The sequence below is a fragment of the Bacteroides sp. AN502(2024) genome, assembly GCF_041227145.1.
In the GTDB taxonomy this organism is placed as follows: Bacteria; Bacteroidota; Bacteroidia; order Bacteroidales; family Bacteroidaceae; genus Bacteroides.
This window is the reverse complement of sequence record NZ_JBGFSP010000009.1, coordinates 21895-48164: the sequence shown is the minus strand read 5'-3', so window position 1 is coordinate 48164 and position 26270 is coordinate 21895. Positions and strand designations below refer to the sequence as shown.

Here is a 26270-nt window from a genome sequence, read left to right as displayed (position 1 = left end):
TCATTTATAAAATTGGTCAGATTACTTCATGGCAGCTTTTACTTGAGGAAGCATCTTCTTCACATTTTCATTTTCCGGAGAAATCTTAGCAGCTTCTTCCAGATAATCCAATGCTTCTTTAAATCTGCCATCAGCTTTTTCTTTCTCCGCAGCATATTTATCTGCATCCGAATTTGCCAATGGAGCAGCCTTCTTCAGAATATTAGCTCCGTCATTATAGCACAGAACTCCTAAACTGTACAGTGCGTTTGTTTTATACTGCTTATGGTTCAAAGGAAGTATTTTCTTGAAACACTCTTCCGCCTCTTCTGCTTTTCCGGCTTTCTGTGCGGTAAGTCCTGCTTTCAGATAATGAAGACTATAATTCTTCACCATTGTGGTATTCTTAGGATCCACTTTCAATCCTTCTTCCAACGTAGCTACATATTCAGCCGTTTTCTTTTGTGCATCTAAGGCCAAAGCTTTACGGGCATATGCATTTCCAATATTAAATTTCTTTTGAATGGCTATATCAAAGTAAGTTACAGCTTCGGGGTATTTTTTCACAGCATCGGCAGCTATACCACAGTAATAAGCAGTTGCAGAATCTTGATTATTCGTTTGTTTCAAATATTCGCTGAATTTCGCATACGCCACCGGATAATTTTTAGCATTGAATGCATCATTTCCTTCTTTTTTCAATTGCTTCGGGTCGGTTTGTGCAAAAACATTAGTCACTACAATACAAAAGGCAAATAAAAAAATCAAATTCTTCATAATTTTATGTGTTTTTTAGTTATTTATCGTTCAAAAGTAAAAGTTATAGTAGAAAAACACAACCCTATTTTGTTTTTTTGAGCTTTTTGAAACCTATATAACGTTCGTTATTCTTCGTAAAAAGAACGATCTTCATTTATTTATCCTATCACATATAGATCAACAGAATATTCCTCAAATATAAATTGCTGATTTATAGACACAATGAAAATATGAATAAAAAAGTATCGGATTTTTTTTGGATTTTCGTAAAAAGCACTACCTTTGCAACCGCAAATAAGGCTGGTTCCGTAGCTCAGCTGGATAGAGCAACGCCCTTCTAAGGCGTGGGTCGAGCGTTCGAATCGCTCCGGAATCACTGATATAAAGAGGGTGTGTCAAAATTCCCTTTTTTGAGGAAATTACCCCTGCTATAGTTATCTGTGGCAGGGGTAAATCTTTATATTTAGGTATTATAACACACCCTCTTTCTTTTTCTAAAATTCACTTCTGAATAAAAAACATAAGAGGTCAGTAGAAATTTAGTGGGGGCAGTAGAGAAAACAGTGGGGATACATTATTAAGGAATGATGATAAAACCCAAGCGATTTATAAACAAATATGCTGACAGATTATTTTTTTCATTGGGATGATTTAAACAAACATCCGGTGTTTAAAAACAAACATCGTAGTGTTTTCTACCATTAACCCAATGATTGCAGAAAGTTGCTACCAATAATAGCCAAGCAATGCCGAGAAGTGGGATTTACGGAAGAAATGACAAGGCAGCTTGTCAACTTCCAGCCTGTTGAATTCAGGGGAAACCTTATTCAAAAGAGAATATCCATACTCTCGGATGGTTCAAGATGAAGTTTCAAAAACTCAAAGAGAAACTGGGTGTAAACTGCACCTGAGAAGAAGAAAGCAGACCGAAAAGGGGACTAAGATTATAAATTTTCGAATCGAGTAGGTCATTCTTACGCGTGTTTTCGCTTTGGCCTACTACAATAGCAGGGTTCCTTTTTTTCAAAGAGTGCACTTTATCTTGCCGATGCAGAAAAACTCGATTTTTCTATCTAATTTTGTAAAATGATTCAAGATGATTTCAAATTTTACAAGCCTTGTACGTTTCTGCAACCTTACATCAGGTATTACTGGGTATTCAAAAGCAATCGACCGCTGAATACCTTTACTTTTCCTATCGGTTGCCCTCAAATCATCTTTCATAAGCAAGCACCGCTGTATATCCCCGAACTGAACGCTACACAAGACACACTGACTGTCAGCGGGCAGGTTAATTTCTCGTCGCACCTATATGCAGACGGAAACATCGAAATGATAGTAGTCGTATTCCACCCTCATGCCATGAGTACATTCTTGAATGTGCCAACGTCGCTTTTTTACAATCAGGAAGTTTCCGGATACAGCCTTGGGGATAAGAGCTTGAACGAATTGGCTGCACGAATATTCGACTGCCAGGATTATACCCTTTGCATACATCATATAGAAAAATGGCTGTTGTCACGGATAGCCGATAGTTTATCTACTGCCGCATACAGAATAGAAAGGATAGGTGCTGCCGTTCGGCAAATATACATTACCCCACAAATCCCCGTAACCGAATTGTCTTCCATTGCCTGCCTAAGTAAGAAACAATTTGAACGGTTGTTTCATTCGTTTGTAGGCATCAATCCGAAAGAATATGCTTGCATCGTCCGCTTCCAAAAGGCTTTGGCGCAGATGCAGCATCAAGCGGGCGAAGAAATCAATCTGGCACAGATAGCATACACAAGCGGTTATGCCGACCAGTCACACTTCATACGGGAGTTCAAGAAATTCAGCGGATATACGCCCATGTCTTTGTTGAAAGTGTCGAATCCTTATGCTGATTTGTTCACCGACCCGGTATAATGTCCCTTTTGTTCTATCCGGGTTCAAATGCTTCTCCTACTTTTGCTGCCTGATTCATTAAATGAAAACAGCATAAAGTATGAGAGAAGTAAATCCCCCAGAAACCAGTCGGGCTTACGCCTTCGAGATGTGGATGAACGCGCCTATGCCGATGGTGACGTTCTTTAAGACACTCAACGTATCACGCCTTGTGAGAATCAGCCGGAAATCAGGCATGAAGTTCAATATGCTGATGTGCTGGTGCGTCGGCAAGGCAGCAAGCGGCGTGAAAGAATTTTATCTGCTGCCTGTAGGCGGCAAACTGATTCGGTATGACAGCATAGCGGTGAATACGATTGTCGCCAACAAAGCGGGCGAAGTCAGTTCGTGCGATATTCCTTTCTGCGATGATTTATCCCTGTTTAATCGACATTACCTGCAACTAACCAGGCAAGTGGCCGAAAGCTGTGTCAATCACGACCTGACGGAAAGCATGGTGATCGGCACTTCCGCATTGGCACAATACGAAATAGACGGTGCCGTCGGTATGTATAGCGGCATCTTCAACAATCCGTTTCTTATTTGGGGCAAATATAAACGCCGATTACTCCAAACAACGCTTACCGTTTCTTTCCAGTTCCACCACACGCAAATGGACGGGGCGCACGCTGCCGGATTTTTGGACGGGATACAGCAGGAAATCCATCGATTGAGAATCTAATCGAAAGACAACTCTGAGGAATCATAAAGTAAAAAGGCAAAATTGGCAAGATTGGACAATCGTCCGTCTATGAAAACTCTATATCTTTGCAAATATACAATGTCATAGATGAAAAATAGTACCGAGAATAGATATAAACAGAAGGTCAATCAAGTAATTGATTACATACATTCCAATCTGCATCAGCCATTGCGGTTGAATGTAATAGCTGACAAAGTAAACATGTCGCAACGGCAATTACTCCGCATGATGCGTGCCGCCCTGAATGAACCATTATCTGCTTACGTGGCAAGGCAACGTATGGAACGAGCCGTGCTATATATGCAAACAGAAGAGATCAGTCTACAGGATTTGGCGGGATGGGTCGGCTACGACAATCCGCAATCGTTCTCCAAAGCATTCAAGAAACAGTTTGGTATTTCTCCCAAAACATATATCGGCAGATTAAAGATGCGGTTAAAGGAGTCCGTGCATGATGGAAAGATGTGCGATTTGCCTTCTGAAGTCTATCATTTTGAAGGATTACATTTAGTATATATCCGCATCTGGGGCAAATACGGAGAGAAAGAGCCGTATGAAACGGCATGGAATAAATTGATACATTTCCTAAAGGAGAACGACCTGCTTGCGTCCGACACACGCTTTATCGGGTTAAGTTTTGACGACCCTCATGTGACACCCCCCAATCAATGCCGGTTCTATGCCTGTGCATCGGTACCCAAGGAAATTGTGCCTACCTGCGAATTCGGTACAATCCGCCTGCCGCAAGGTAAATATGCCGTCTATACGTTGCAGGGAGAGTACACTGATTTGCAGGAGTGGTATGACATGATTAGCGTAAGTCGGGAACATTCCCTTCGTCATGGGATGTCTTTTGAGGAATATATCCATTATTCAAAAAACAAAAACGAGCATATCGCAAAAATATACATACCGATAAAATAGACCCAATCATGGAAAACAGTTTATCCCAATACATCACTCTGACGGAAGAGAACATAGACAAGGAACATATCTGCTGCGCATTCTCCGACAAAAAATACGCAGCAGGCTATCAGTTAAAAAAAGAATGGCTGACAAAGGAGTTTGCTAACGGCTATGTTTTCAGGCGGCTTGATGCTCGAGCCAAAGTTTTCATAGAATATGTTCCTGCCGAATATGCGTGGCTTCCGGTGACTGCCCCCGATTATTTAATGATCAATTGTTTTTGGGTTTCAGGGCAATATAAAGGTCGGGGACATGGATATCATTTGCTTCAGTCTGTGATTGAAGATGCTAAAAAGCAACAGAAGAGTGGATTGGTCACGGTTGTAGGAACGAAAAAGAACCATTTTATGAGCGATACGAAATGGTTATTGAAACATGGCTTCGAGGAAATAGAAAGACTGCCGAATGGATTTTCATTGTTGGCAATGAGCTTTCACGACAACGACGTGGTTCCCTGTTTTAACGACTGTGCCAAAAGCGGAGAATGTGCCGACAAGCAAGGACTGGTTGCCTATTATTCAAACCGTTGCCCGTATACGGATTATTATGTAAATGGAATGCTGTGTGTCCTTGCACAGGAAAAAAACATTTCCCTGAAAGTAATCAAGCTGGAAACGAGAGAACAGGCACAAGCCTCTCCTACACCGGCTACTATCTTTTCCCTTTTTTACAATGGGAAATTTGTAACTACGGATTTGAGCGTTTGTACGAAAGCTGCATTTGAAGGATGGGGAAAACGGTAGGATGGGGAAAACGGTTCAATAATATGCCAGCCCGATATGGCTTGCCGTGAACCTGCAACTTTCATCCATTAAAATAAAAAAGGGTACTCCAATACCCGTGTGAAATACCCTTGAACAAACCATTCGACATTATAAAGTCGATTCCGAGAAATCTAAATCATACGCTATCGTTCCTTTCTCATCTTTTCTGAACCGACCCCTGCAAATGAATTCCGAAAAGAAGTCAGATGTCCAAAAAGGAACAGAGACTTCGCCTCCATCCGGAATGTTTAAAGAGTCCAAAAGCTTTTCCGCCTCCTCTTCGCACTGCTTCGCCAAATTTTCCATGCTGTCCGTCTTTTTCCCACAGTGAACGGATAGTTCATTTTGATAATCTTTTTTCTCCATCATTTTACTTTTTAATGATTATAAATCTTCTCCATTTGGCATATTATATCTATTCTCATAGTACATAGCGATATAATATTCTCCATAAAATTCATGAATCATGAACCAAACAAAGTTATTGGAATATTTATCAAACATATACGAAGCAGCGATTTCCACCATTTCTTTTTGTTGCTCTTCCGTTGGATTTTTCAATACCTCTTCCGAGTATTTATCCTGCAAGATAGTTGTTATTTCATTGGAGAAATCGGCAGCCGGTCGTTGATAATAACCTGCTTCATACCGCTTATGATTTACTGTCATCTCATAAGATATATCTTCTTCTTCCGATAAAGTGTAATCTGACGATGATGCCGGTATGTATTTCTCATTTTTCTGAAATTGCCGGCAGAGTGTGTTGAATCTTATTCTAATATCCCCGGCATTCATCAGATTTGCATCACAAACCATAATCCGACACACTTTATCGTTATTGGTATCAATAAAGACTTTAACTTCGCTCCCATTAAAATTGCCAACTAAAGCATCTTTGTTATAGGCATCATTTTTAAATCCTTTCTCTTTCAATTTTTGTATCATCTCCGATTTTTCCCCGTCCACCGGAATTCCAAGGAATCGGGTTACTTCTTGCTGTGCAAACAATGCCACTGAACATACAAGCAGCATCATTACTGATAAGTATCTTTTCATTTTCTTGTTTTTTAATAAAAGAAAGGCGTGCAACCATCCGTGACTTATCTTTCGTAGGCTACCGCCAAGTGGCCTTCCCAGCAACAAGCACGAATAAATCCACGCCTTATGACGTGAACTTTTCATCTGCTTGTTCTCGCTGGTAAATGTTTGGCGGTATTCACGAAAGAGAACAAGAGCTAAAAGCTCAATTCAATATGTTCAAGTACGAACAGGAACGCTTTCCGTATGGGTTAATAATGTAATTTAATTTAAAATGCGGCAATGCCCGAAGGTAGCCCGCATTCCAAAGCGTCTGTTTCCTGTCTATTTTTAATTCATCGGCATTCGTTTTAAAAGGTTAATACTCAAAAATCAAATGCAAAGATAGCGAAAACAGTCAATTGGCATATATTTCAAGACCGATTATTTGAAAAGATTTGTTGCAAAACATGCCCGCGGAAAAATAGTTGCCGGAAAACACCGTCCCCACTCCCCTATGAACCGCACAAAATGCAAGAATCGCCCACCGCGACCTCAAACCAAGGAAAGCCCTGTAAGAAACACCGTTTCCAGCCCCGCCCAACATTCACACAAACAAGAAACACCGTTCCCGACACCAACCGATAATGAAACAAATCGAAATCGCCCGTCACAACTCCCAACCGACAATCAGCCATCCAAGAAACACCGTTTCCAGCCCCGTCCAACACTCACACAAACAAGAAACACCGTTTCCTGCAACATCCATTTTTCAGGCAAAGAAAAAACACGGTATCTTGTGTAAATTCATTCAAAAAGAGAAGGAAATCAGCCGATTATTGTTATATTTGTCAGTGAAATACGCCAGATACCTTGTTACCTGTTTCTTTCCGAACGGAAATATGCTAAAAACAGCGTCTCCAGCTTGTTTCACCGAGAAAACAATGTGGAAACGCCGTATCTTACCGCTCCGCCCCGCAGGGCAATGCCTCGAAACCCGTTTCCACCCATATCAACCCTTTAAAACGAGAAAAACATGAAAGAAATCTCAACCATCAGTCTGGAGCGCATGAACAACGGCGCACATTTCCTCTACGTGAGCGACATCTTGGCACATGCCGAGGCCGACACCACAGTCAAGCAGAAAACCGCCACACAAGTAGCCGCACTCAAGGCGGCCGTAGAACAGGAAGACGAAGACCTGAAACTCTCGCAGAAGAGCCTGCTGACCGACGAAATCGCCCGCGCGGATGCCGAACGCGACTCGCTGTACAGCGGCTACAAGAAGGCCGTGCAGAGCTTCCTCAACCTCCCCGTGGAGGCGATGGCGCAGGCGGCCAAAGTACTGAACCAGCACCTGAAGGACTATGCCATCAGCCCGCAGATGCAGCTGGACCGCGAGACGGGTATGCTGCTCAACCTCGTCACTGACCTCGAAGGGAAGTTCAAGGCGGAGGTGGAAACGCTCTCGCTCACCCCGTTCGTCACCAACCTGAAAGCGGCCAACGAGCGCGTACGCACGCTCACCGCCAGCCGCATGGAGGAGCGGATGGCAGTGCCGGTGGGTGCACTGAAGACATCGCGCAAAGCGTCCGACGAGGCCTACCGCGCACTGGTAAAGATGGTAAACGCGCTCGCACTGGTGGAAGGCGAGGCGGACTACGCGGCGTTCATCGACTACGTGAACGCGGAAATCACGCACTACAAGCGCGAGGTGCTCGGGCAAAGAACGACAACCGGCGGCTCGGGCGACAAAGATGACAGTGGAGATACGGGCGAACCCGGCGGCGGGGAATCGCCAGACCCGTCACTGTAAAGCAATGTCTCCCTTATGGTCAAGACAATCTTATATGCCCACCTTCCGCTCATCATCTGTAACAACGGAAGAGGCTGTCTGACAGGTCTCAGTAATTAGAAGTCACCCCTGCCAAAGCATATTCTGGCAGGGGTGAAATCGTTAAAAATAGGACTTCAAGGGTCACCCACTCGAAACTTGCAAGTCGCTATTACCCTCCTTTAGACATCTGTACATTCAAATCGCCCTGCCCCGCTACCTCAACTTCTTTAGTTATATAACCATCTTTTGAAAATAGTAAAGAACTATTTTCAGGTACCAATATAGAATATTCCCCTTTCAAATCGGTCTGAACGTTGTTGTTCATAACGTTCGAAGTAACCCTTACATCCACAATAGGAGTTGCCTGAATGTCTCGAACCACTCCCTTCACTTGTATCAAATGCCCTCCAACATCTTTTTTCCTCACGACAATTTCATTGGCCTGATACCCTACCGGTACCTTTTTCCCTACATAAATAGGTAAATTAAAGCTGATTCGGTCTGAAGATGTACCTATCTGTATCTCAAACTCTCCCTCTTCCAAAAAACGGTTACCCGACTCATCTGTCTGATAAAGTTCTTTCACCGGAATTTGAATAAGCACATCTTTGCTTTCACCAACCCCCAGCTCCACTTTTGCAAAACCTTTCAACTGCTTGACAGGAGTCATCACGGTGCTCACCACATCGTGCACATAGACCTGTACAACCTCCTTTCCTCTACAATTTCCCACATTTTCAATCTGAGTAACAACTGAAATCGTATCATAAAGCTGATAATGCTTTTTATCTGTATAGGCTTTCTTATATTCAAAATCCGTATAGCTCAATCCATGTCCAAAAGCCCACAAAGGCGCCGGACTTGAAAAAACATAGTCTCTCCCCGGCTTGTCATAGCTACCGGGCTCTTTATAGAAGCCTCTATCGGTTGATAAATGATTATAATATACAGGCAAATGTCCGGTACTTTGTGGAAAAGAGAAGGTCAATTTACCGGAAGGATTCACTTTCCCGAACAAAATATCCGCAATGGAAGCCCCTCCTTGTTCTCCCGCATACCACTGTACCAATACAGACGGTATATGCTCTTTTACCCAAGGAATGGCAAACGGTTTTCCGGCAACAAGCACCACAATGACAGGTTTCCCGGTAGCATATACCGCTTGAATCAATTCATTTTGTACACCCGTTAAAGAGATATCACTCAAGTCTATCCCTTCACCGCAGGTTGGCGACTCTGCGTTATAACGGACAAAAGCCGCGCTGGAACTTCCCACAAATACCACCGCAACATCACTTTGCTGTGCTGCCAAAACGGCCTCTTCAATACCGCTCCTATCCAATGAGGTCAAAGAACAACCTTTTGAATAATGAACTTGTATTCTATCGCCGACCAATTGTCTTATTCCTTGAAGAGGAGTGATTCCATCTTTATTATCTCTACTCCATGTATAATCTCCAAACTGAACACAGTCCGCATTAGGACCTATAACAGCTATTGATTTTAATTTATCAATATTCAATGGCAACAGCTGTTTTTCGTTTTTCAACAATACAACCGATTCATCCGCTATTTTACGGGACAGACTAACACTCTCGTCAGAATGGAGAGGCAAACGATAAGGAGCATGCTCCAGATAGGGATCCTCAAAAAGTCCCATCTCGAATTTGGCCCGCAATACTCTCCTGACAGCCCGATCGATATAGAAAACGTCAAAATCACCAGAACGCACCTTCTCCTCCAAAACAGAAAAGCAGTAACTGGACGCTTCCACATCCAAACCTGCCGAAAGTACTTGTCGGGCTGCTTCCAAATCATCCACAGCTGTTTTATGAAAAGTTTTAAGCATTTCCACTACCCCCCAGTCGGAGTACACATATCCGCGAAATCCCCATTTGTTGCGAAGAATCTCAGTAAGCATAAAACGCGATGCTGAATTAGGCACCCGGTTCCACGAATTATAACTGGACATAACCGCCATTATATTGGTATGCGTCACCACGGTTTCAAAAGGTTTCATATAGATATCAAACAAGTCACGGGTTCCGCAATCTACCGAAGCCAGGTTCAATCCTCCCTGCGGATTTCCGTGAGGTCCATAATGTTTCAGCATTGGAGAAATTCCATGAGACAGGTAGCCTCGCACCTCGGCAAGTGCCATCATGGAACAGATAAAAGGATCTTCTGCAAAAGACTCTTCCACTCTTCCCCAACGCAAATCGCGAACGACATCTACACAAGGAGCCAGCACTTGCTTCACACCTATTTCATTGAGTTCTCCTGCAATATGCTTTGCTTTTTCGTAAGCCAGATCAATATTAAAGGTACTCCCCATTGCTATATTCTGAGGATAAATGGTACAGCCCTCCTGAACCACTCCATGCAACGATTCGGCCACAACAAAGCCGGGAATGCCCAAACGGGTGTTCTCAACCAGATAAGTTTGAATTCTACGAAAGTTATCACGGCAACTGGATGCAGTCAAAGGAAATCCTTCAAAAAATCCATATCCTACTCCCGCACATATATCATGCAGTTTCTTCATATTCAATGTTTGTCCGTCGAACAGCTCCCACGAATGCAAATGTCGGATCTGAGCGATCTTTTCTTTCAAAGTCATACGAGACAACAAATCATCTACCCGCACTTCTACCGGAAGAAGAGGATTTTTATAAGGCAAGTCTTCTTTGGCTTGTATACCGTGAGTAAAAAGCAGACAAGCAGCTGCTGTTAATAGCAAAAATTTATTCATTAGCGTACCACCTATTTTATTATAAAAAATCAAATACAAAACTCTATCTAATCATCCGCTCAAAGACATCAGAGCATCAAACTACCTTAATCTTGTTTCATATTTAGAAAGCAGATAACGGGCAAACGCTTGAAGTTCTCCCTCCATTTTACGTTCCGGCTTTGTTTTAGATGCCACCCAATCAGATTCAAACTTGTCTAAAGCATCATCCAATATTTTTTGATTGAACTCTTGTCCGTTTTCGACCGCACGCACAACTGCGTCTATGTACATTCCCCAACGAACAGAATAATAGTCACCAATCAGTCCTGCCCAAGTCCGACTGGCATAATCATTCAAAATTCCTCCCCACGTAGTTATCAAACTCCGGGCATTTTTCTCATAATAATCTTGAATAGCTTTATCATCGCTATACCTCCGAGCCGTATCGATCCATTTATGAAGTGAAGTGTAATCATGAAAAGATGTCAGTCTGTCGATGTCATTTAAAATCTCACGCATTTCCGAAGCGCGCATCCGCAATGCCGGCAAATCTCTTGTTTGATACATTCGGTCAAACTCATTCTTGACCACCAGAAAATAATTTCCCAACAGCTGCCTGCCAACAGATATTACATCCAGCCGCAAAGCATCCCGTTTCAAATCAGGAGCCTGCAATAACCCTTTCCATACCTGCAACAACTTTTGGTTACAATATTCTATATTTACGCTATCGCAATTTGATCCCATGACAGGCCGATAGTTGGGCAATATTCCGGCCGTCTTCGAAACTTGGACATATATATCATTAAACAATAAATTCCAAGCCTCACGAACCGGTTGAGAAACCTCTCCGGCATGGCGATCGGCCAATGCATTTATCCATGTCTGATTATCCTTACCCATGTCCCAGGCTTTTTCCAAAATGTATTCATAAGGAAACTGAATGACATCCAAGCCTTCCAACGTAGAACCGATTCCTTTCAGATTATCGCCACCTTCATTCAAAGCCTTCTCCAATCTATCACCACTATCTTTCACACTCCCTACGATACTGGTGTTTCCACCAAAATTGCCCAAGTAGCACCAAATATAAGGCTGTCCGTAAAAACGATCGGTTTCCTTCCATAATTCAACTTTCTCACAGTGGTAATCCAATAAAGACAAACGATTTACAGGCACTCCTTTCAAGAAAGCCTCAACTCGGGGAGTCGTCCATTTTTTCTTATCAAAATAGAACATCCAGGTCATTTGCAACCACTCTGCCTTAGAATCGGCATTGAGCAACGTATGATACAAATTAGAAGAAACCTTTTTCAAATAATCAGGTTCCCAACTGGGAGGTTCCACTTCATTAAACGGATCGACCCCATAGATGTGATCAGTTCCAAATAGCCGTTCCTGCTCTTTAAGAAACTTCTTCTGTATGATTGCGAACAAAGGCTCTTCCGGAGATAAAAAAGAACAATGGTATTCATCTGTAAACCCGGCCCAATTACCTAAGCTCTGAATATCCGCATCCGGATAAACCCGTTTTAAGGCGGCCGGAACATGACCGTTGAAAGCCGGCAATACAGGCTTCATGTTCAGCTCCCGCTCGCGCGATAAAATCTGTTGCTGAAGTTTTGTCTGTTTCTCAAGCCATTCCATCGGCAAAGGACCATTCCATGAATCAATGTTCGCCATGCGATGCCAAGGCAAATAAACAGGACCCGTAAAATAGGAAAGAATCTCTTGAGACTTCAGTCCCATATCCTTCCAGACCTTATACCACACAGCTTCCTGACCGGTGATAGCCAAAGGCATATTCACACCATTGAGTGCCATCCAGTCAATAAACCGCTGCCAATCTTTCCAATCCCAAAAGGCCATACTGTAACCAAAAGTACAATAATTCAAAAAGAAACGCCTCTCTACCCTTGCTTTCACTTCCACCGGGAAAGGTATTTGAGGTAAAATCTCCGGCATTTCTACAGGTTGGTCTGCATACCACGATACGGTAGTCAGACAGTAATACTTCAAATAGTAATTCAACCCTACAGCCATTGAATTTGCATTATTCCCGCTAATCAGAATCTTCGAATCAGCAGAAGATTCTATTCTAAAAAAGTCCTCCTTACTATTCACCTTTTTGAATTGAAACATATCAGCACAATCGGGAATCAAACGTCTCAACATGGATTCTGCTGCTCCAACGTCCCCTTTGTTTACCGCCCACAAAGGCATTGCCATTCCCCAAAATATCACTAAAAAACATACTATTTTTCTCATCATCTTTATATTTTTTTAATTTTACGCTTACGCTTAATTATCACATTAACTGATTTTATTCGGAATCTCTTTCTGCGGATATTTCTATCACTTTACTAAGCACTATATCTTCGGAGGAAGTTCCTATCAGAATCTCATAAAGTCCGCTGTCATAACCATACTGCTTTTTATCCACTTTATAATAAGAAAAAGATTCCTTATCAAGCGACATGCTCACCCGCCTCTTCTGTCCTTTGGGTATAAAGATTTTCTCAAAACCTTTAAGCTCTTTATAAGGCCTCGATACGAAAGGATGCATAGGTCTGATGTATAATTGAGCAACTTCGGAACCGTCCCACAAACCCACATTGCTAATTGTGAAACTGACTTCCACATCCGTATCGCTCTCTTCCTGTCGAACCATAAGATCAGCATATTCAAATCTTGTATATGAAAGACCATACCCAAACGGAAAACGGGGTTTCACCTTTGCACTGTCGTAATAGCGGTATCCTAAAAATAATCCCTCTTTATATTCCACCTCCTTATCTCCATCGGTGTCATGATAGTATGGAAATGCAGGATTATCTTCCCATTTATATTCGAATGAAACCGGCAGTTTCGCACTGGGATTGATGTCTCCCGAAAGAATATCGGCAACCGCTTTTCCTCCCTCTTGTCCCGGATACCATAAATACAGAAGTGCCGGAACCTGATCCACCCAGCGATTCATATCAATATTTCCACCTGCATTTACCAGCACAATAGTCCGCTTATTGACAGCAGAAACAGCTTGTATCAAACTATCTTGATAGGCAGGTAACCCAAAATCCCGATCATTGCTTTCGCGTTCAAGGCTCTCATTCAATCCTACATTGATGACCGCAACATCAGCCTTTCCGGCTATTTGAACAGCCTCATCAAATGATACTCGATTTTCCCTCCAACCCAAAGATATATCCACAGGATGGCAGTCCGCAAAATATTCCAATACAACTGAGTACGCTCTCCCTGCCTCTAAAAACAGGATAGATTCTTTCGTCGTAATTCCCTGCTCTTTCCATGCATCAATCACCGTTTCCGAATCAATCCGCAAACGAAAACCATCAAAACCTCTGACTGTAAACAGATAATCAGCACTTTTCGGAGGTCGGATGATTCCCCGCCACCGTATAGAGCAGTGATCGAAGGGAGGGCCTTTCTCAAGGGATGCAACATGCCAACCATTTTGAATACAAATGATCGTATCCACTTTGGTTTCAACCGGTCTCCCGGCCAACCGTGTGTTATCATAATATTCTCCGACAAGTCCTCTTTCACCTCCTTCTGCACTTGTATAAAACAAAGACTTCTCTACCGCATCCCAATGTCCGGCAATTCCCGACGCATAATAAAACTCTACATCCCGAAATTTATCTTTTAGTCCATCAAGAACATTCGTACTATGAAAGGGAAATGTATAGGAACTCCCCCCTCCTGCAACATACGAATTTGCATTAGGACCGATAACAGCCACCGATTTTACCTTAGACCTATCAAGAGGCAACAGATTTCTTTCGTTTTTCAATAAAACAATTCCTTCCTGAGCCAGTTTCAATGCCACCTCTCTCCCGGCCGGATTATCATAAGGAACAGAAGCGTCCGATTGAGCATTATCATAAAACCCGAATCTAAACATTATCCTCAAAATTCTTCTGACCTTATCATCTATCGTCGCCATTTTGACATGTCCCGCCTGCAGTGCAGGAAGTAAATTAGCCCGATTCATACAGACGGCCTGAGGCATCTCCAAATCCAGCCCTCCGTTGGCCGCTTCAATCGCATTGTAAGTCGCTCCCCAATCGCTCATCACCATACCTTGGAAACCCCATCGTTTCTTGAGCAACTGATTGTTCAATTCATCACTCTGAGTGACATGAACACCATTTACAATGTTATATCCGTCCATAACGGCACCCACTTCCGCTTTCCGGATAGCATCCCTATATACAGGAAGATAAATTTCATGCAATGTTCTTTCATCAATATGACTGTTTGCATTATGACGATCCCATTCCTGATTATTGGCAACAAAATGTTTCAACGTAGCAACAACATGCTGATCTTGCACTCCTCGCACGTAAGCTACGGCTATTTGAGAGTTCAAGTATGGGTCTTCCGTAAAATACTCAAAGTTCCGCCCGCATAAAGGCGATCGAATGATATTGACTGCCGGCCCTAGCAATATATGGGCCCCACGTGCTTTCGCATCTCTACCCAATTGCTTTCCCAACTCATAAACCAGCGACCTGTTCCATGTAGAAGCAGTCAATACCCCTGCCGGATAGGCGATAGCTTTTCCATCTTTATGCGCTCCCAACGGACCATCCGTCAATTTTAAAGCAGGAACTCCCAAACGCTCAATGCCTCTGATATAAAAATCCCGATAGCCACCTATATAGTCGATTTTCTCTTCCAGGGTCATCTGATGAAGCAAATCTTCAACACGTGCTTCTACAGCGGCCGTCTTATCTTTATATATCTGTGCATATCCACATTTCGCCCAAAGAGCTCCAATGATACATAACACAATTATTATTCTCATATCTCTACCTGTCCTATATTCAGTGATCTATATCCATACGTCCTACACGCTCCAGCCGATAACGACTTTGATTCCAGTGAAAGGGGGCATATTCCGAATTGATATGAATTGTATTTCCTTTAAACAATAATCCGTCCACAGACTTAGCATATAATATCGGTGCATCGAAAACATCAAATTTATTATTTATAATCCGAATCGATTCAGCTTTTCCTCCATGATAACATCGTTCCTGCTTCTGCAGATTTTTTACAACAGGAGAGATACTAATGACAGCATTCGCTTCCATAAAAATGCTACTTAGCACATTGATAAATCGATTGTTACAAATCAGCACATCCCTACATGCACCACTTTCATACCAATAGGAGCAATCACCACTAATCAAAATTGCCGCTCCCGATATATGATCAAACACATTTGAGTCCACCACAACCTTCTTCGGAGTAGTAAACAACGCTCCACGTGCCCGATTATTACGAATCAAATTTTTCGCAAAACAGACTTCGGGAGTCCATGTCAGGTTTTCCATACAGAATTTATCTTTCCCGAAAAGTCTTCCATCGAGTGGATCTGCAAAAACTATTTTGAAAGAGCGTGCTCCCATAGCAGAATCATTGACGTCCATAGGAACAATATCGACAATCCGATTCATACCAGTAACCACCTCTGAAGTCTCTTTTGAAACAAACTGTACAGTATCTCCAGCAAATCCCCAATCAAATCCATAAGTCTGTTCATACATAAAACGACCAATCACGGTATAATCATCAACTCGCTCTTCCATATTCAGATAAATGCCGTGTACATTGATTGCATCGTCTCCCATGTGCTCGTAAAACCCATGCGTTGAAACAATCTTGCCCCGACAATGCGAAAAATGAGTAGCATCAACAACAGTTGTAATATAACGTGAAGGATTCCTTTCACTCAAACAGATTTTGATGCTATCCAACGTTACGTTTTCACACAACTGGGCCAATACTCCCATTCCTTTAGCATAATTAATTTCCACATTCTTCAATGTCGTATTCACATTATGATGCAAAAAAACTGCCGGAGCCGGACGGTCCCAAGTACGCAGCAACATAACAAATCCGGGCTTTAACCTTTCATCATGCCACAAAGGAGCATGTATCACCCGCTTCCCTTTTGCCACTAAAGAATGATTGGGAAATTCTAAATCTCCCGTATTATAAGCCACACGCTTCGTCTCTCCCTCATACGCCGTGCCATAGAAAGGACGAATCCCCCATTGCCCTAAAGCATAGATATCCAAAACAGAATCTTTGGTAAGCCGATAATCGACATCCGGAAACACCTCAAAAGTAATACCCGCTTTTCCTTCATTCTTCAATATTTTAATTTGAGGATACATTGTCTCTTGAAAATCAATTTGAATGTCTTGAAGCGTACAATTTTGGGAACGAACCAACGAAACAGGCAACATACAACCATGACAGACAAACAGCGCACCGTTTCCTTCCACAGTCAACGACCTAAAGTCTTCCAAAGGAATAGCCACATGCAACGGTTTCTCCAAAGGTTTCTGTTCTCCACGATATTCAGCATGATTGGATATATAATACATCCTACTGGAAGCATTTTCCTGATAAAAGTCATATCTACCCTTCTGGAAACGTATCACAATGCTATCCTTTGATGCTCTTTTATGAATTTCATGTAAAGCAGCCATCATCTTAGCTGATAAGTTTTTCCCTTCCGGTACTATTCCAAAGGATGACATGTCAAACACTTGTATTGCATGTACATTACAAATACATGCAAGAAGTATTGCACATGCTAACAATTTTCCATACATATTACATTGGCATTTTAATTACTTGATACACTCAAAATAAGGTAACCGCTCAATAGGGACTTGAATTGAGATCGTTCTTCCTCCTTTATAAATCTTTCCCTGGTCATCACGCCATTTTCCGGAAGGCAATTTCACCACACGGGAAGTTCCTTTGGTGACCATTGGAGCAACCATATACTTATCACCTATCATAAACTGATCTTTACAATTCAGAAATCCTTGTCCCGGATACATATACTCCATGTGTCTGACCATCGGCTCACCGGTTTGGGATGACTTCTTGGCAGTTTCCCAAAAATAAGCTCCCATTGTCTCATGAAAACGAGCAAACTTCTGACATATTTCCAGATGCTTCTGATCCAATATACGCCAAGGAGCAACAGAAAATTGCATCATAGGCATAAAAGCATGAATCTGACATGAACGCACAATCAATTCTTGATCAAAACTGTCTTTATCAATATTCAAGAAAGTAGAATAAGCACCTCCACCTATCATGTCGGGACACGTATAAGCATGCCCTAAGAGTCCGGCAGCTATCATGTCGGGAATAAGCCATGAAACTGCATCCCATGAATAAGGCTTATCACCTAACCGCTGAACCAAAGGTTGACCTCCCATTTTAAAGGAAGTACGGTATTCATTGTAAGGGAAATACAATCCCATCTCAGCCCATTTTTGGGAAAATACCGCTGCATTGGCAGACGGATTAAAGAACTCTAAGTTATCTCCACACATATACATGACATCTCCCGCATCGAATTTAAACCCATCGACTCCATATTTCTTCTGGGTGTCATACAACTGTTGCTTCAGATATTCAAAAGCCGCCGGATTTGTCAAATCAAAGCAGGCGCTCGAACCATTCCACCAGCGCAAAATAGCTGGTGTATCCTTGCCACGCTCCTTTATCAAATACCCCTTCTCCTCCAAAAAACGAGCCTCCGGGCTGTCTGCTGTCACATAAGGAGAAACCCAGAGCATGATTTTAAATCCTATCGAATGCAGTCGTTCCACCATTCCTTTCGGATCCGGAAATTTCGCAGCCTTGAAATCGAAGTTGCCATAATGATTCTGCCAGTTGTCATCTATCATAAAAATGCCGGTAGGAAAACCATTTGACAAAACTTGCTGTGCATACGCTTCAATATCTGCTTGATTTTGATTGTACATCAGTTCAATCCATGTATTATACTGTGGTTTGGAAAAGAAAAGTTCTTCGGGAGTCTTACCCGAAGCAGGAAAATGCTTGGTTGATGCCGCCAAATAAGCTTCACGTAAATTTTCACCTCCTTGTATCACAGAAAGCTTTTCAAAATTTGAATGCAGCAGCAATGTATCATTCCGAAAACAGAAACGGAAAGGATGTTCTCCATAAACATAACGTCCTTTAGAAGAAATCAATAACGGAACAATTTGGTTATTCTCATTCTGTCTCTCCAAATCATATTCTTTAGTATTGGAAGCATAGGGCATTTGGTTTCCCAATGCGGTCAGACCTCCCCACCAACGCTCGCCATTGAGTGGAGCAATGGTTATTATTTGCTCTTCCATGCTATCTCTTGCCACTTTAGAGGAAACAGGATGTTCGCCTGGCAAGCATTCTTTAGAGTATTTGTGCGTAATGCCATCTTTCGTTGCAATCGGTTCTTGTGCTGACAATGCCATTGACAGCCACATACATACAATAGTTAGCAAAGATTTCATGAGTAACATCATACTATGCTTATTATTTATCCTATTTCATTATATTTCTGATTATTAGGAATCCCCGGTTTACCTACACCTTTTTCCATAAGATTTTTCAATTCCTCCATGTACCGCCAATAGACTTCACGAGGAAGCACCTGATGTTTTCGGCAGATAGATACGGCCATTCCTACTACTTCGCCCATCATGGAAGTAGTTCGCATAATACGTGTCGAACCAAAAGCTACATGCGTAGCGCTGATATTCCGCCCTGCCATAAATAGGTTTTCCACATTGCGTGAATACAGACATCGGTAAGGAATGGGATAAGGCTTAATATAAATATGTTCAGTTGATGACAAGAAAGGAGCATCTGGAAACTTTACCATATTGGCAGAATCCGGAAAATGCAAATCAATGGCCCAAGTAGTAGTAGCTGTAGCATCCTCATGAAACACCTGTTTATCAATATCATCTTGTTTCAAAATATAATCGCCCAGTAAACGACGCGATTCGCGTTTTCCAGCAATATAAGCCACCCACGACAATTTGCGTTTTCCCCATTTATTATCTTTCTTTAATCTGTTTTTCAAATAGCTCCAATTAGAGTAAACTACTAAAAGTCCGTAATCGCGAATACGTTCTGCCTCCGTAATTTGATTGAGATTCATGCCAACTTCCCATTGCCACTCCCCCATAATGACTTTTTCACACTTATTTTCATCAAAAATCAAACCGTACTCAAATAATGGAAAAGAATTTTTATAGGGCAATTCTTCCGAATACCATTGTACTGAAGCTCCCATTGTCAAGGAATCTGCTTTTTCCGGAGCCAGGCTCTCTCCAAATTCCATGCGGCCTTCACGCCCCATGTGATAGTCAGCACCTGCTAAAAAACCAATATTCCCATCTCCCGTGCAGTCAGCAAATAAGGGAGCTTCAAAAACTCTTTCTTCTCCTGTTTCAATATGGACAGCCCGAACAGCTTTAATCTGCCTGCCATTTAATTCTACTGCTGTAGCATGGAAATTTAAAAACAATGAAATGTTTTTTTCCGCCTTCACCACATCCAGTTTTTTCCAGTCCTCATAGTATTCACCCGGTTGTGCATTTCCCCCACGAACAGGCCCGTACTCTTTTACCAAACCTCCTAATCGAGGATAAGGAGGCATTTCGATACTTGCACCTAAATGCACCCGTACCTCAGAACTATTGTTTCCACCAAGTATCGGCCTATCCTGCACCAAAGCAACTTTACATCCCAGCCGTGCGGCAGACAATGCCGTAGATATACCAGCCGTACCTCCACCTACAACGACCAAATCAAAATGTGCAACTTGCGAATCTCCCACAACATCTTTATAAAATTGCTTCCTGAAAGATTTCATCTCCGCAACTGAAACAGGAGGAATTTCATCTGCATCTTGCGTAAAATAAATGGCATCACACCGACCGTCAAATCCGGTTAAGTCTTTCAAACAGATTTCCACCTGAGCTTTGTTAATACGAACGCGACCTGCAAATTGCCACATCCAATCCTCGCCCTCGGTTCCTAACGAAGAAGAAACTTCTCGCCCATCAACATACAATGCGAAACGGCCGGGACCTTTGTTCTTACACCACGGTGATGTCCAATTGTAAGTACGGACATATACATAATATTCTCCCTTATTGGGAACATTGATGTCAGTTACGGCATCTGACACAGGAACTCCCATACCATGAGCCAACAAATAGGGTGACCCCATTTGATCCATGAATTGTTGATCAACAACCCACCCTCCTTTTTGAAAAAAGCTTTCTGCTTCTATCAAAAAATCAGCCGCATTCACGTTTCCGATAAAAAGCGAGCACCATATTATAAACAATATTCTTAATCTTTCAATCATTGTAATCATCATTTTTTAATTTGTAATTTCTAATCATATTATGAATCATAATCAACATGTTCCGGTATGTAACAAAGAAGATTCACTGTCAAAAGGTCCATAAACAGCCTTAACCCGATTTTCCTCATCCTTTGCGGATAATATATAAACGGCATATTTCTTCCCTTTATCAAAAACCTTTATTACGACATGGCCATCTTCCGGACATACCTGCGCCATCCACTTCCGATTAGCATACAACTCTCTGAGATGTTCGGGCAAATTTGTCGGGAAAATCATTCGTTCTGAAGCGTAAAGATTCCTATCCAGCATCCGTTCCATGACAACAGGTTGAATATGCTCATCTTCCCATACAGGAATAACATACTGTTTGGCTCTGATATTCCGAATAAAACCTTCGCTCATAGCGTCTTTCCAAGCATGATGATTAGCTTTGCAAACATCCACCTCTCCACATGCCTTACCCACCAGCGTTTCTACATCCAATTCATTCCCTTGTTCATCATACACATACGAGCTGAGGTCTCCACCGGTATAATAACTAAAAGGTCCATAATCAATTCTAATCGCCAAACTTTTAGTATTTTCATTTTGCTGAGACTCATCAAGATTCAAAGGGGTGAGCCCATAACATTTCACCGTTTTTTCATCTATGCCTGTCCACACTTCTCCATTAGCCGCTAAATTACGTACGGAAAATACGCCTTGGTATTGGCTGCTATCATTCAGCAAATGGATTTGATTCAGTTTACCCACCTTAAACACTTCCCGGCATAGCCCATATTTTTTTGCCTGCCATTGTAGAAAAGAACGATAATTATCTACATTCCGATCATCTATCGGGAGTGGATATTGATAATCGGGAAATCCTCTGTCAAATACTTTCCCAAACCGTATATATTCTCCTACTTCTGCTATTCCAGTCAACATATAATCGGGGGACCGCCCCTTGGTACACATAACCGCATTCTCAACTTCTCCAATATGGTCGCTATGGAAATGACTGATCATCAGGTAATCCACTTTATCTTTATGAGGATTCATTCGTTTCACATAACGTGCTATCCATGTTCCTGCATGTCGGGACGTATCAGGTAACAATTCAGCCATTTTAGGATAATCCTTGGGGTCATAGTCTCCTGCATCTATCAACATGGTAGTTCCATCCGGAAAAATCAGAAAACTACTTTCTCCTCTCCCCGTATAGATATGATGAATTTCCATTTCCCCTTCTTTCCAAGAAGGAAATTCATCTGAATCTTGTTGACAAGAGCACCCCCAAAAAGTAATAATAATAAAGATAATATACCTTATCATTATTTAGCCTCCTTAACCCCTTTGATATAAACCGGGCAACAAGTATAAAGTGAAGTATAAGTTCCTTCCTTATTGTCTACCACTTTTCTATTTCCATACATATCATAAATTTCCAAGTAAGGCATATCAGACTTATATGTATATGTCTTTATTCTCCTGTCCGTCAGTAATCGTTCATCTCTTTGCCAAAAACAAGCAATTTCTTCACCTTTAGCATTTACAAATATGTAAGCAAAATGATTACGCTCATCTTCAGGTAACTCCAACTCCTCCACATTACCTTTGAAAAGAGCATTTCCTACGATATCGTTGAATGCCGCTACGGTGACAAATGCAGGTTTGGCTGAGAAGGGAGTACGATGATTGTGTGAATGGATAATTCCAAAATTACTCTCGCTGTTGAAATATCCCACCTCATTATTTATGAATGAGTAGTGAAAGTACTTGTCCACACGATTAGGATCACTGTTGATTATGAATGAACGAGCGTACCAACGTGCCTGCTCATTTTCGGTACACATAAAGAAATTGCGATGTGCTTCATTCTCGCCCATCTCTCCGGGATACGAACACCAGCCATTCTCTGTAATCCACGCTTGTTTCTCGGGAGCCAAACGCTTCATAAGATCATGAAACAATTGTGTATTGGGAAACATATTCAAATCCGGCTTATTGGTATAGTATGTCTCAGGACCTCCGATAACATCATAAAGATGAATGCTCGATGCATCGCAATAATCATTCAACCCCAATCGGAAAAGTCCTTCCAGATACGGCTTCTCAAAACGCGACACTGCCCCCGAAATAATAAAGGCATCAGCATTTGCCCGCTTGATGGCCGGATATGCCGCTTTGATGATGTCCATGCTCTGATGATAATTCTCGGGGTGATGTACCCCTCCCTTGGTCAGGTTGAATTCATTGGGATAAGTGAAAATATTGGTATATTCTTTCAATGCATCAACCATAAAATAGCAGAAGCGAGCATAAGCTTCCCGTTTATCCTCGTTTTCCAGCCAATAGGGAACCGTATCATATAAAGGGCACTCTTGACTCAATATTCCCACCATCTTCAATCCTTGCTTTTTCAGGCATTGATTGGAATACAATATATTACGGGTCAAAGCAAACTCGCCCTTGCTCTTTTCCATCTGATACCAGCGAAGAGAAGTCCTAACCAAACTATATCCTGCATCTTTTACTAATTCTGCCAAAAATTCAATATCCTCATTACTATAAACATCCCAATCAAAATGGAGGTTAGTTCCGAAGCGCGTATTGATTTCGTCCGCACGCCGGGAATGAGAAAAATCAACAATAGCTTTCTGATAAGATTGCTCCCCCTCCATTTCAAGTATCAACTCATACACACCGTAAGGTAAAGACGGAAATTCAATACAAGTCTGATCACTTGACAAGAACTGTTTTTGGGTATATATACTTTCCCTATTTTCGTTAATAATACTATAAGTTAATGTCTTACAAGCATGTTTACCGGTCACATCCAAGCATTGTACTTGAAACTGTATTTTCTCATCTTCAAAGAATATGTTACCAGCCCTTTTACTTTTCACACTCAACTCATAAGGAGATAGCAGTTCTGACATTTCCACCCTGACAGAAGCTATGCCAACTATATCTTTCGCCTTTCCCATGATGTCCATATCGCAGGTAGTCAGTACAAAATCGGCTTGGTTAATTCCATTGGTCATCAAAGCGTCATATAGCTTAAATGTATGCTCTATCCAAGTACCACTATTATGTAATTGTACATATTCGCCCCGTTTTATCTTTCCCTGCGCCTCGTAACATAATGCAAAACCGCTATATCCTTTATCCAAATAGCATACTTTTATGCAAAGTGTGTGTTCAGGAGCCAAGGCATGCAGCATATCATCATCTATATCGCAATACAAAGTTGCAGTTTCCTGTTTGTCCGGATTTAATTCCCATCCCCGAACCGCCTGATATTCTATGGAAGACATGGTTGCAGCAGCCATATATACCTTCATATTAGACTGTTGTACTTCCTGTTTACCCCAACAAGCCGAAGCCACAAATGCAGTATTCTGAGGAGTTTTACAAGAAGATAAAGCCAGTATCCCCCAAAAAAGAAACGATATGTAAACAAATATATTTTTTACAGTTTCAATAATCATAAATTTTATTTTATCAGTTTCAATAATTTGTATCATGGGTACAAATCTTATGTATAAAATTTGTACCCAATGAATCAAAACTTACCAGAATATGGTCTCCTCCAATGCCGGATTCAGCGCACGCTGCTGTTCGGGTAATGGCCAATAATAGAATTTAGGTTCTTCAAACTTCCGATTGCCTATCTCACTATTTATTACAATATAGCCATGATCGCCTTCAGACAAACTGACCGTACCGGGCTTTCCTCCCTTTTCCAAATAATAGAATGTATATTTACTGCGATCGGCTTCCGGTATGGTGTTGCTCTCCGCATTCTTAAATATACCGACATCAGGTATTCCATCACCGGTAACATCAAATACTCCCAACTTATCTATATAGATGCCATGCTGCACATCACGAATCAGATGAGCCTCCTTCCAGCGAATCAGATCATCCCAACGGAAATTCTCATTCACCAATTCTATTCTGCGTTCGCGGCGAATTTGCAACAAGGCTTTATCTGTTACTTTCGGATATTGAGCACTCAGATTGGGGTCGTCCATAATATCGTTAATAACAATCCGAGGCATTCCTACACGTGTACGAATTAAATTGACAGATTTGTCCATATCATCTTGGGTTAACCTCCCTAATTCAGCTTTGGCTTCCGCATAAATCAAAAGCACCTCAGCGTAACGACAAATAGGCAAATCTGTATAAGCCATTGTACTTACAATCTGAGCCGGATCATTCACCATATATTTAATGCAGGGATAACCTCCCAAATCTATATTGGGGATATAGGCAGTGGATACCCCAGGCTTTTTATATCCCGGATACATGAACGTCTGTTTCATACGGGGATCTCTATTTTTAAAGATATCAACATACCCCATTGTTTCATGACCTTCGACCTGAGAAAATGGAATAGCATTTCCATCAGCATCCAGATATTCATACGATTCCATCAGACTTCGGCTAAAACCTGTAATCCAATTGAATGATTCATTGGGAGCACCATGTTTTATCCGCAATTCATTATCATAATCTTTAAATAAGATTATTTCCTTAGACTTATCCAGCGAATATCCGGTAAACAGCCTCTGATAAGCTACATCCGTGCCTCCCGTTTTATCAATTTCAAACAGTCTGGATTCCATGACCTTAGAAGCGGCCTCAACAGCCTTCTCCAAGAAACGGGTAGCCGTGCTTTGCAGATTCAGCTCATCATGGTATTTACGGTAAGTTCCTTCATGCAGGCAAATACGAGCCTGTGTAGCCAATGCATACCATCTGCTCATAATAGTCCGGTTCCCCATATCAACAGAAACATTTGCCGAAGCGTAATCCAAATCGGCCATAATAGAATCTACTACCAATTCACGGGAATCACGAGGTTTGTAAAGCATTTCCATATCCGTATCGGTCAATGCATGCGAATACCAAGGTAAAGTATTGTACCATTTTATTTGTTCGTAATACCAACGGGCGCGCATCAGACGGGTCAGACCAATATAATGGGCTATCTTTTCCGGATTTCCGGAAGCTTTGTGTACATTATCCAAAAATATATTATATTTTCGTAATGTTCCCCAGTCACCCCATCCGCCGCAAGTGGCCGGAGTCACATTGCCACGGATCATATTATTATTGGCATGTGTATTTGAGTAAGTGGTATAATTATCAGATACATAATCAGAATAACTGGGAGACAAGGTATAGGTATTGGTATACAATTCCAAGTCTGTTGTATTCTTGAAAAATGCTTCAGACGAGATGGACACAATCGGATAACGCTCCAGAAAAGAGTCGTTGCAACCAGTCTGCACGAACATTAGGCATGTTACTGCTCCTGCCAATATATATTTCTTATACTTATTCATTTTATGATCAGT

18 protein-coding genes, 1 tRNA gene and 1 pseudogene are annotated in these 26270 nt (G+C 41.8%); 8 read left to right on the top strand and 12 right to left on the bottom strand.

Going from position 1 to position 26270, the window contains the following annotated elements; translation table 11 throughout:
* Window positions 1–21: 21 nt before the first annotated feature.
* On the bottom strand, window positions 22–756 hold the full coding sequence (locus AB9N12_RS17010) for a hypothetical protein (RefSeq protein ID WP_369893324.1): 735 nt from the start codon (window positions 754–756) through the stop codon (window positions 22–24).
* 284 nt (window positions 757–1040) lie between these two features.
* Here AB9N12_RS17010 and AB9N12_RS17005 point away from each other — a divergent pair.
* From AB9N12_RS17005 to AB9N12_RS16980, 6 genes and pseudogenes are all read left to right on the top strand, one after another.
* Window positions 1041–1114 (top strand) — tRNA-Arg (locus AB9N12_RS17005).
* A gap of 341 nt (window positions 1115–1455) precedes the next feature.
* Window positions 1456–1649: pseudogene (locus tag AB9N12_RS17000) on the top strand (mobilization protein); the annotation flags it as partial.
* A 175-nt stretch (window positions 1650–1824) separates the two neighbouring features.
* Window positions 1825–2646, top strand: a complete 822-nt coding sequence (locus tag AB9N12_RS16995; protein ID WP_369893323.1) for a DUF6597 domain-containing transcriptional factor — start codon at window positions 1825–1827, stop codon at window positions 2644–2646.
* Between the two features lie 79 nt (window positions 2647–2725).
* Complete coding sequence (locus tag AB9N12_RS16990; protein WP_369893322.1) at window positions 2726–3346, top strand: CatA-like O-acetyltransferase, family 2; 621 nt, start codon at window positions 2726–2728, stop codon at window positions 3344–3346.
* 108 nt (window positions 3347–3454) lie between these two features.
* Window positions 3455–4291, top strand: coding sequence for a GyrI-like domain-containing protein (locus AB9N12_RS16985; RefSeq protein ID WP_369893321.1), 837 nt, complete (start codon window positions 3455–3457; stop codon window positions 4289–4291).
* An 8-nt stretch (window positions 4292–4299) separates the two neighbouring features.
* Entirely contained in the window at window positions 4300–5076 is a 777-nt protein-coding gene (locus AB9N12_RS16980) for a GNAT family N-acetyltransferase (RefSeq protein WP_369893320.1), read from the top strand.
* A gap of 129 nt (window positions 5077–5205) precedes the next feature.
* Here the strand turns inward: AB9N12_RS16980 and AB9N12_RS16975 are convergent, their stop codons facing one another.
* Both AB9N12_RS16975 and AB9N12_RS16970 read right to left on the bottom strand, forming a co-directional pair.
* A complete protein-coding gene (locus AB9N12_RS16975) occupies window positions 5206–5466 on the bottom strand; it encodes a hypothetical protein (RefSeq protein WP_369893319.1) in 261 nt (86 codons plus the stop codon).
* 15 nt (window positions 5467–5481) lie between these two features.
* Complete coding sequence (locus tag AB9N12_RS16970) at window positions 5482–6153, bottom strand: hypothetical protein (RefSeq protein ID WP_369893318.1); 672 nt, start codon at window positions 6151–6153, stop codon at window positions 5482–5484.
* A 608-nt stretch (window positions 6154–6761) separates the two neighbouring features.
* Here AB9N12_RS16970 and AB9N12_RS16965 point away from each other — a divergent pair.
* Together AB9N12_RS16965 and AB9N12_RS16960 are read left to right on the top strand one after the other, a co-directional pair.
* Window positions 6762–7154 (top strand): hypothetical protein, encoded by a 393-nt coding sequence (locus tag AB9N12_RS16965; RefSeq protein ID WP_369893317.1) that lies wholly within the window; start codon window positions 6762–6764, stop codon window positions 7152–7154.
* Window positions 7151–7930 carry a DUF6261 family protein gene (locus AB9N12_RS16960; protein ID WP_369893316.1) on the top strand — a complete coding sequence of 260 codons (780 nt, stop codon included), beginning with the start codon at window positions 7151–7153 and terminating at the stop codon, window positions 7928–7930. The genes AB9N12_RS16965 and AB9N12_RS16960 overlap by 4 nt, the downstream gene beginning before the upstream one ends.
* A gap of 190 nt (window positions 7931–8120) precedes the next feature.
* On the opposite strand, the gene AB9N12_RS16955 is transcribed toward AB9N12_RS16960, so the two are convergent.
* From AB9N12_RS16955 to AB9N12_RS16915, 9 genes are all read right to left on the bottom strand, one after another.
* Window positions 8121–10703 (bottom strand): glycoside hydrolase family 3 N-terminal domain-containing protein, encoded by a 2583-nt coding sequence (locus tag AB9N12_RS16955; protein ID WP_369893315.1) that lies wholly within the window; start codon window positions 10701–10703, stop codon window positions 8121–8123.
* An 81-nt stretch (window positions 10704–10784) separates the two neighbouring features.
* Window positions 10785–12956, bottom strand: a complete 2172-nt coding sequence (locus AB9N12_RS16950; RefSeq protein WP_369893314.1) for an alpha-N-acetylglucosaminidase — start codon at window positions 12954–12956, stop codon at window positions 10785–10787.
* Window positions 12957–13008: 52 nt separating this feature from the next.
* A complete protein-coding gene (locus AB9N12_RS16945) occupies window positions 13009–15516 on the bottom strand; it encodes a glycoside hydrolase family 3 C-terminal domain-containing protein (protein WP_369893313.1) in 2508 nt (835 codons plus the stop codon).
* Window positions 15517–15535: 19 nt separating this feature from the next.
* Window positions 15536–17263, bottom strand: coding sequence for an alpha-1,3-galactosidase B (locus AB9N12_RS16940; RefSeq protein ID WP_369893312.1), 1728 nt, complete (start codon window positions 17261–17263; stop codon window positions 15536–15538).
* Between the two features lie 93 nt (window positions 17264–17356).
* The gene (locus AB9N12_RS16935) at window positions 17357–18892 is read right to left on the bottom strand and encodes a glycoside hydrolase family 31 protein (RefSeq protein WP_369893437.1); all 1536 of its coding nucleotides are present in this window, start codon (window positions 18890–18892) and stop codon (window positions 17357–17359) included.
* 179 nt (window positions 18893–19071) lie between these two features.
* Window positions 19072–20916 (bottom strand): FAD-dependent oxidoreductase, encoded by a 1845-nt coding sequence (locus tag AB9N12_RS16930; protein ID WP_369893311.1) that lies wholly within the window; start codon window positions 20914–20916, stop codon window positions 19072–19074.
* 51 nt (window positions 20917–20967) lie between these two features.
* The gene (locus tag AB9N12_RS16925; protein ID WP_369893309.1) at window positions 20968–22140 is read right to left on the bottom strand and encodes a ComEC/Rec2 family competence protein; all 1173 of its coding nucleotides are present in this window, start codon (window positions 22138–22140) and stop codon (window positions 20968–20970) included.
* 92 nt (window positions 22141–22232) lie between these two features.
* Window positions 22233–24392, bottom strand: coding sequence for a hypothetical protein (locus tag AB9N12_RS16920; protein ID WP_369893308.1), 2160 nt, complete (start codon window positions 24390–24392; stop codon window positions 22233–22235).
* 81 nt (window positions 24393–24473) lie between these two features.
* A complete protein-coding gene (locus AB9N12_RS16915) occupies window positions 24474–26258 on the bottom strand; it encodes a RagB/SusD family nutrient uptake outer membrane protein (RefSeq protein ID WP_369893307.1) in 1785 nt (594 codons plus the stop codon).
* Window positions 26259–26270: the final 12 nt, after the last annotated feature.

Excerpts from the sequence above, each read along its gene's own strand:
- AB9N12_RS17010 (WP_369893324.1), bottom strand. The coding sequence starts at position 756 with ATGAAGAATTTGATTTTTTTATTTGCCTTTTGTATTGTAGTGACTAAT.
- AB9N12_RS16995 (WP_369893323.1), top strand. The coding sequence starts at position 1,825 with ATGATTCAAGATGATTTCAAATTTTACAAGCCTTGTACGTTTCTGCAA.
- AB9N12_RS16990 (WP_369893322.1), top strand. The coding sequence starts at position 2,726 with ATGAGAGAAGTAAATCCCCCAGAAACCAGTCGGGCTTACGCCTTCGAG.
- AB9N12_RS16985 (WP_369893321.1), top strand. The coding sequence starts at position 3,455 with ATGAAAAATAGTACCGAGAATAGATATAAACAGAAGGTCAATCAAGTA.
- AB9N12_RS16980 (WP_369893320.1), top strand. The coding sequence starts at position 4,300 with ATGGAAAACAGTTTATCCCAATACATCACTCTGACGGAAGAGAACATA.
- AB9N12_RS16975 (WP_369893319.1), bottom strand. The coding sequence starts at position 5,466 with ATGATGGAGAAAAAAGATTATCAAAATGAACTATCCGTTCACTGTGGG.
- AB9N12_RS16970 (WP_369893318.1), bottom strand. The coding sequence starts at position 6,153 with ATGAAAAGATACTTATCAGTAATGATGCTGCTTGTATGTTCAGTGGCA.
- AB9N12_RS16965 (WP_369893317.1), top strand. The coding sequence starts at position 6,762 with ATGAAACAAATCGAAATCGCCCGTCACAACTCCCAACCGACAATCAGC.
- AB9N12_RS16960 (WP_369893316.1), top strand. The coding sequence starts at position 7,151 with ATGAAAGAAATCTCAACCATCAGTCTGGAGCGCATGAACAACGGCGCA.
- AB9N12_RS16955 (WP_369893315.1), bottom strand. The coding sequence starts at position 10,703 with ATGAATAAATTTTTGCTATTAACAGCAGCTGCTTGTCTGCTTTTTACT.
- AB9N12_RS16950 (WP_369893314.1), bottom strand. The coding sequence starts at position 12,956 with ATGATGAGAAAAATAGTATGTTTTTTAGTGATATTTTGGGGAATGGCA.
- AB9N12_RS16945 (WP_369893313.1), bottom strand. The coding sequence starts at position 15,516 with ATGAGAATAATAATTGTGTTATGTATCATTGGAGCTCTTTGGGCGAAA.
- AB9N12_RS16940 (WP_369893312.1), bottom strand. The coding sequence starts at position 17,263 with ATGTCATCCTTTGGAATAGTACCGGAAGGGAAAAACTTATCAGCTAAG.
- AB9N12_RS16935 (WP_369893437.1), bottom strand. The coding sequence starts at position 18,892 with ATGGAAGAGCAAATAATAACCATTGCTCCACTCAATGGCGAGCGTTGG.
- AB9N12_RS16930 (WP_369893311.1), bottom strand. The coding sequence starts at position 20,916 with ATGATTGAAAGATTAAGAATATTGTTTATAATATGGTGCTCGCTTTTT.
- AB9N12_RS16925 (WP_369893309.1), bottom strand. The coding sequence starts at position 22,140 with ATGGAAATTCATCATATCTATACGGGGAGAGGAGAAAGTAGTTTTCTG.
- AB9N12_RS16920 (WP_369893308.1), bottom strand. The coding sequence starts at position 24,392 with ATGATTATTGAAACTGTAAAAAATATATTTGTTTACATATCGTTTCTT.
- AB9N12_RS16915 (WP_369893307.1), bottom strand. The coding sequence starts at position 26,258 with ATGAATAAGTATAAGAAATATATATTGGCAGGAGCAGTAACATGCCTA.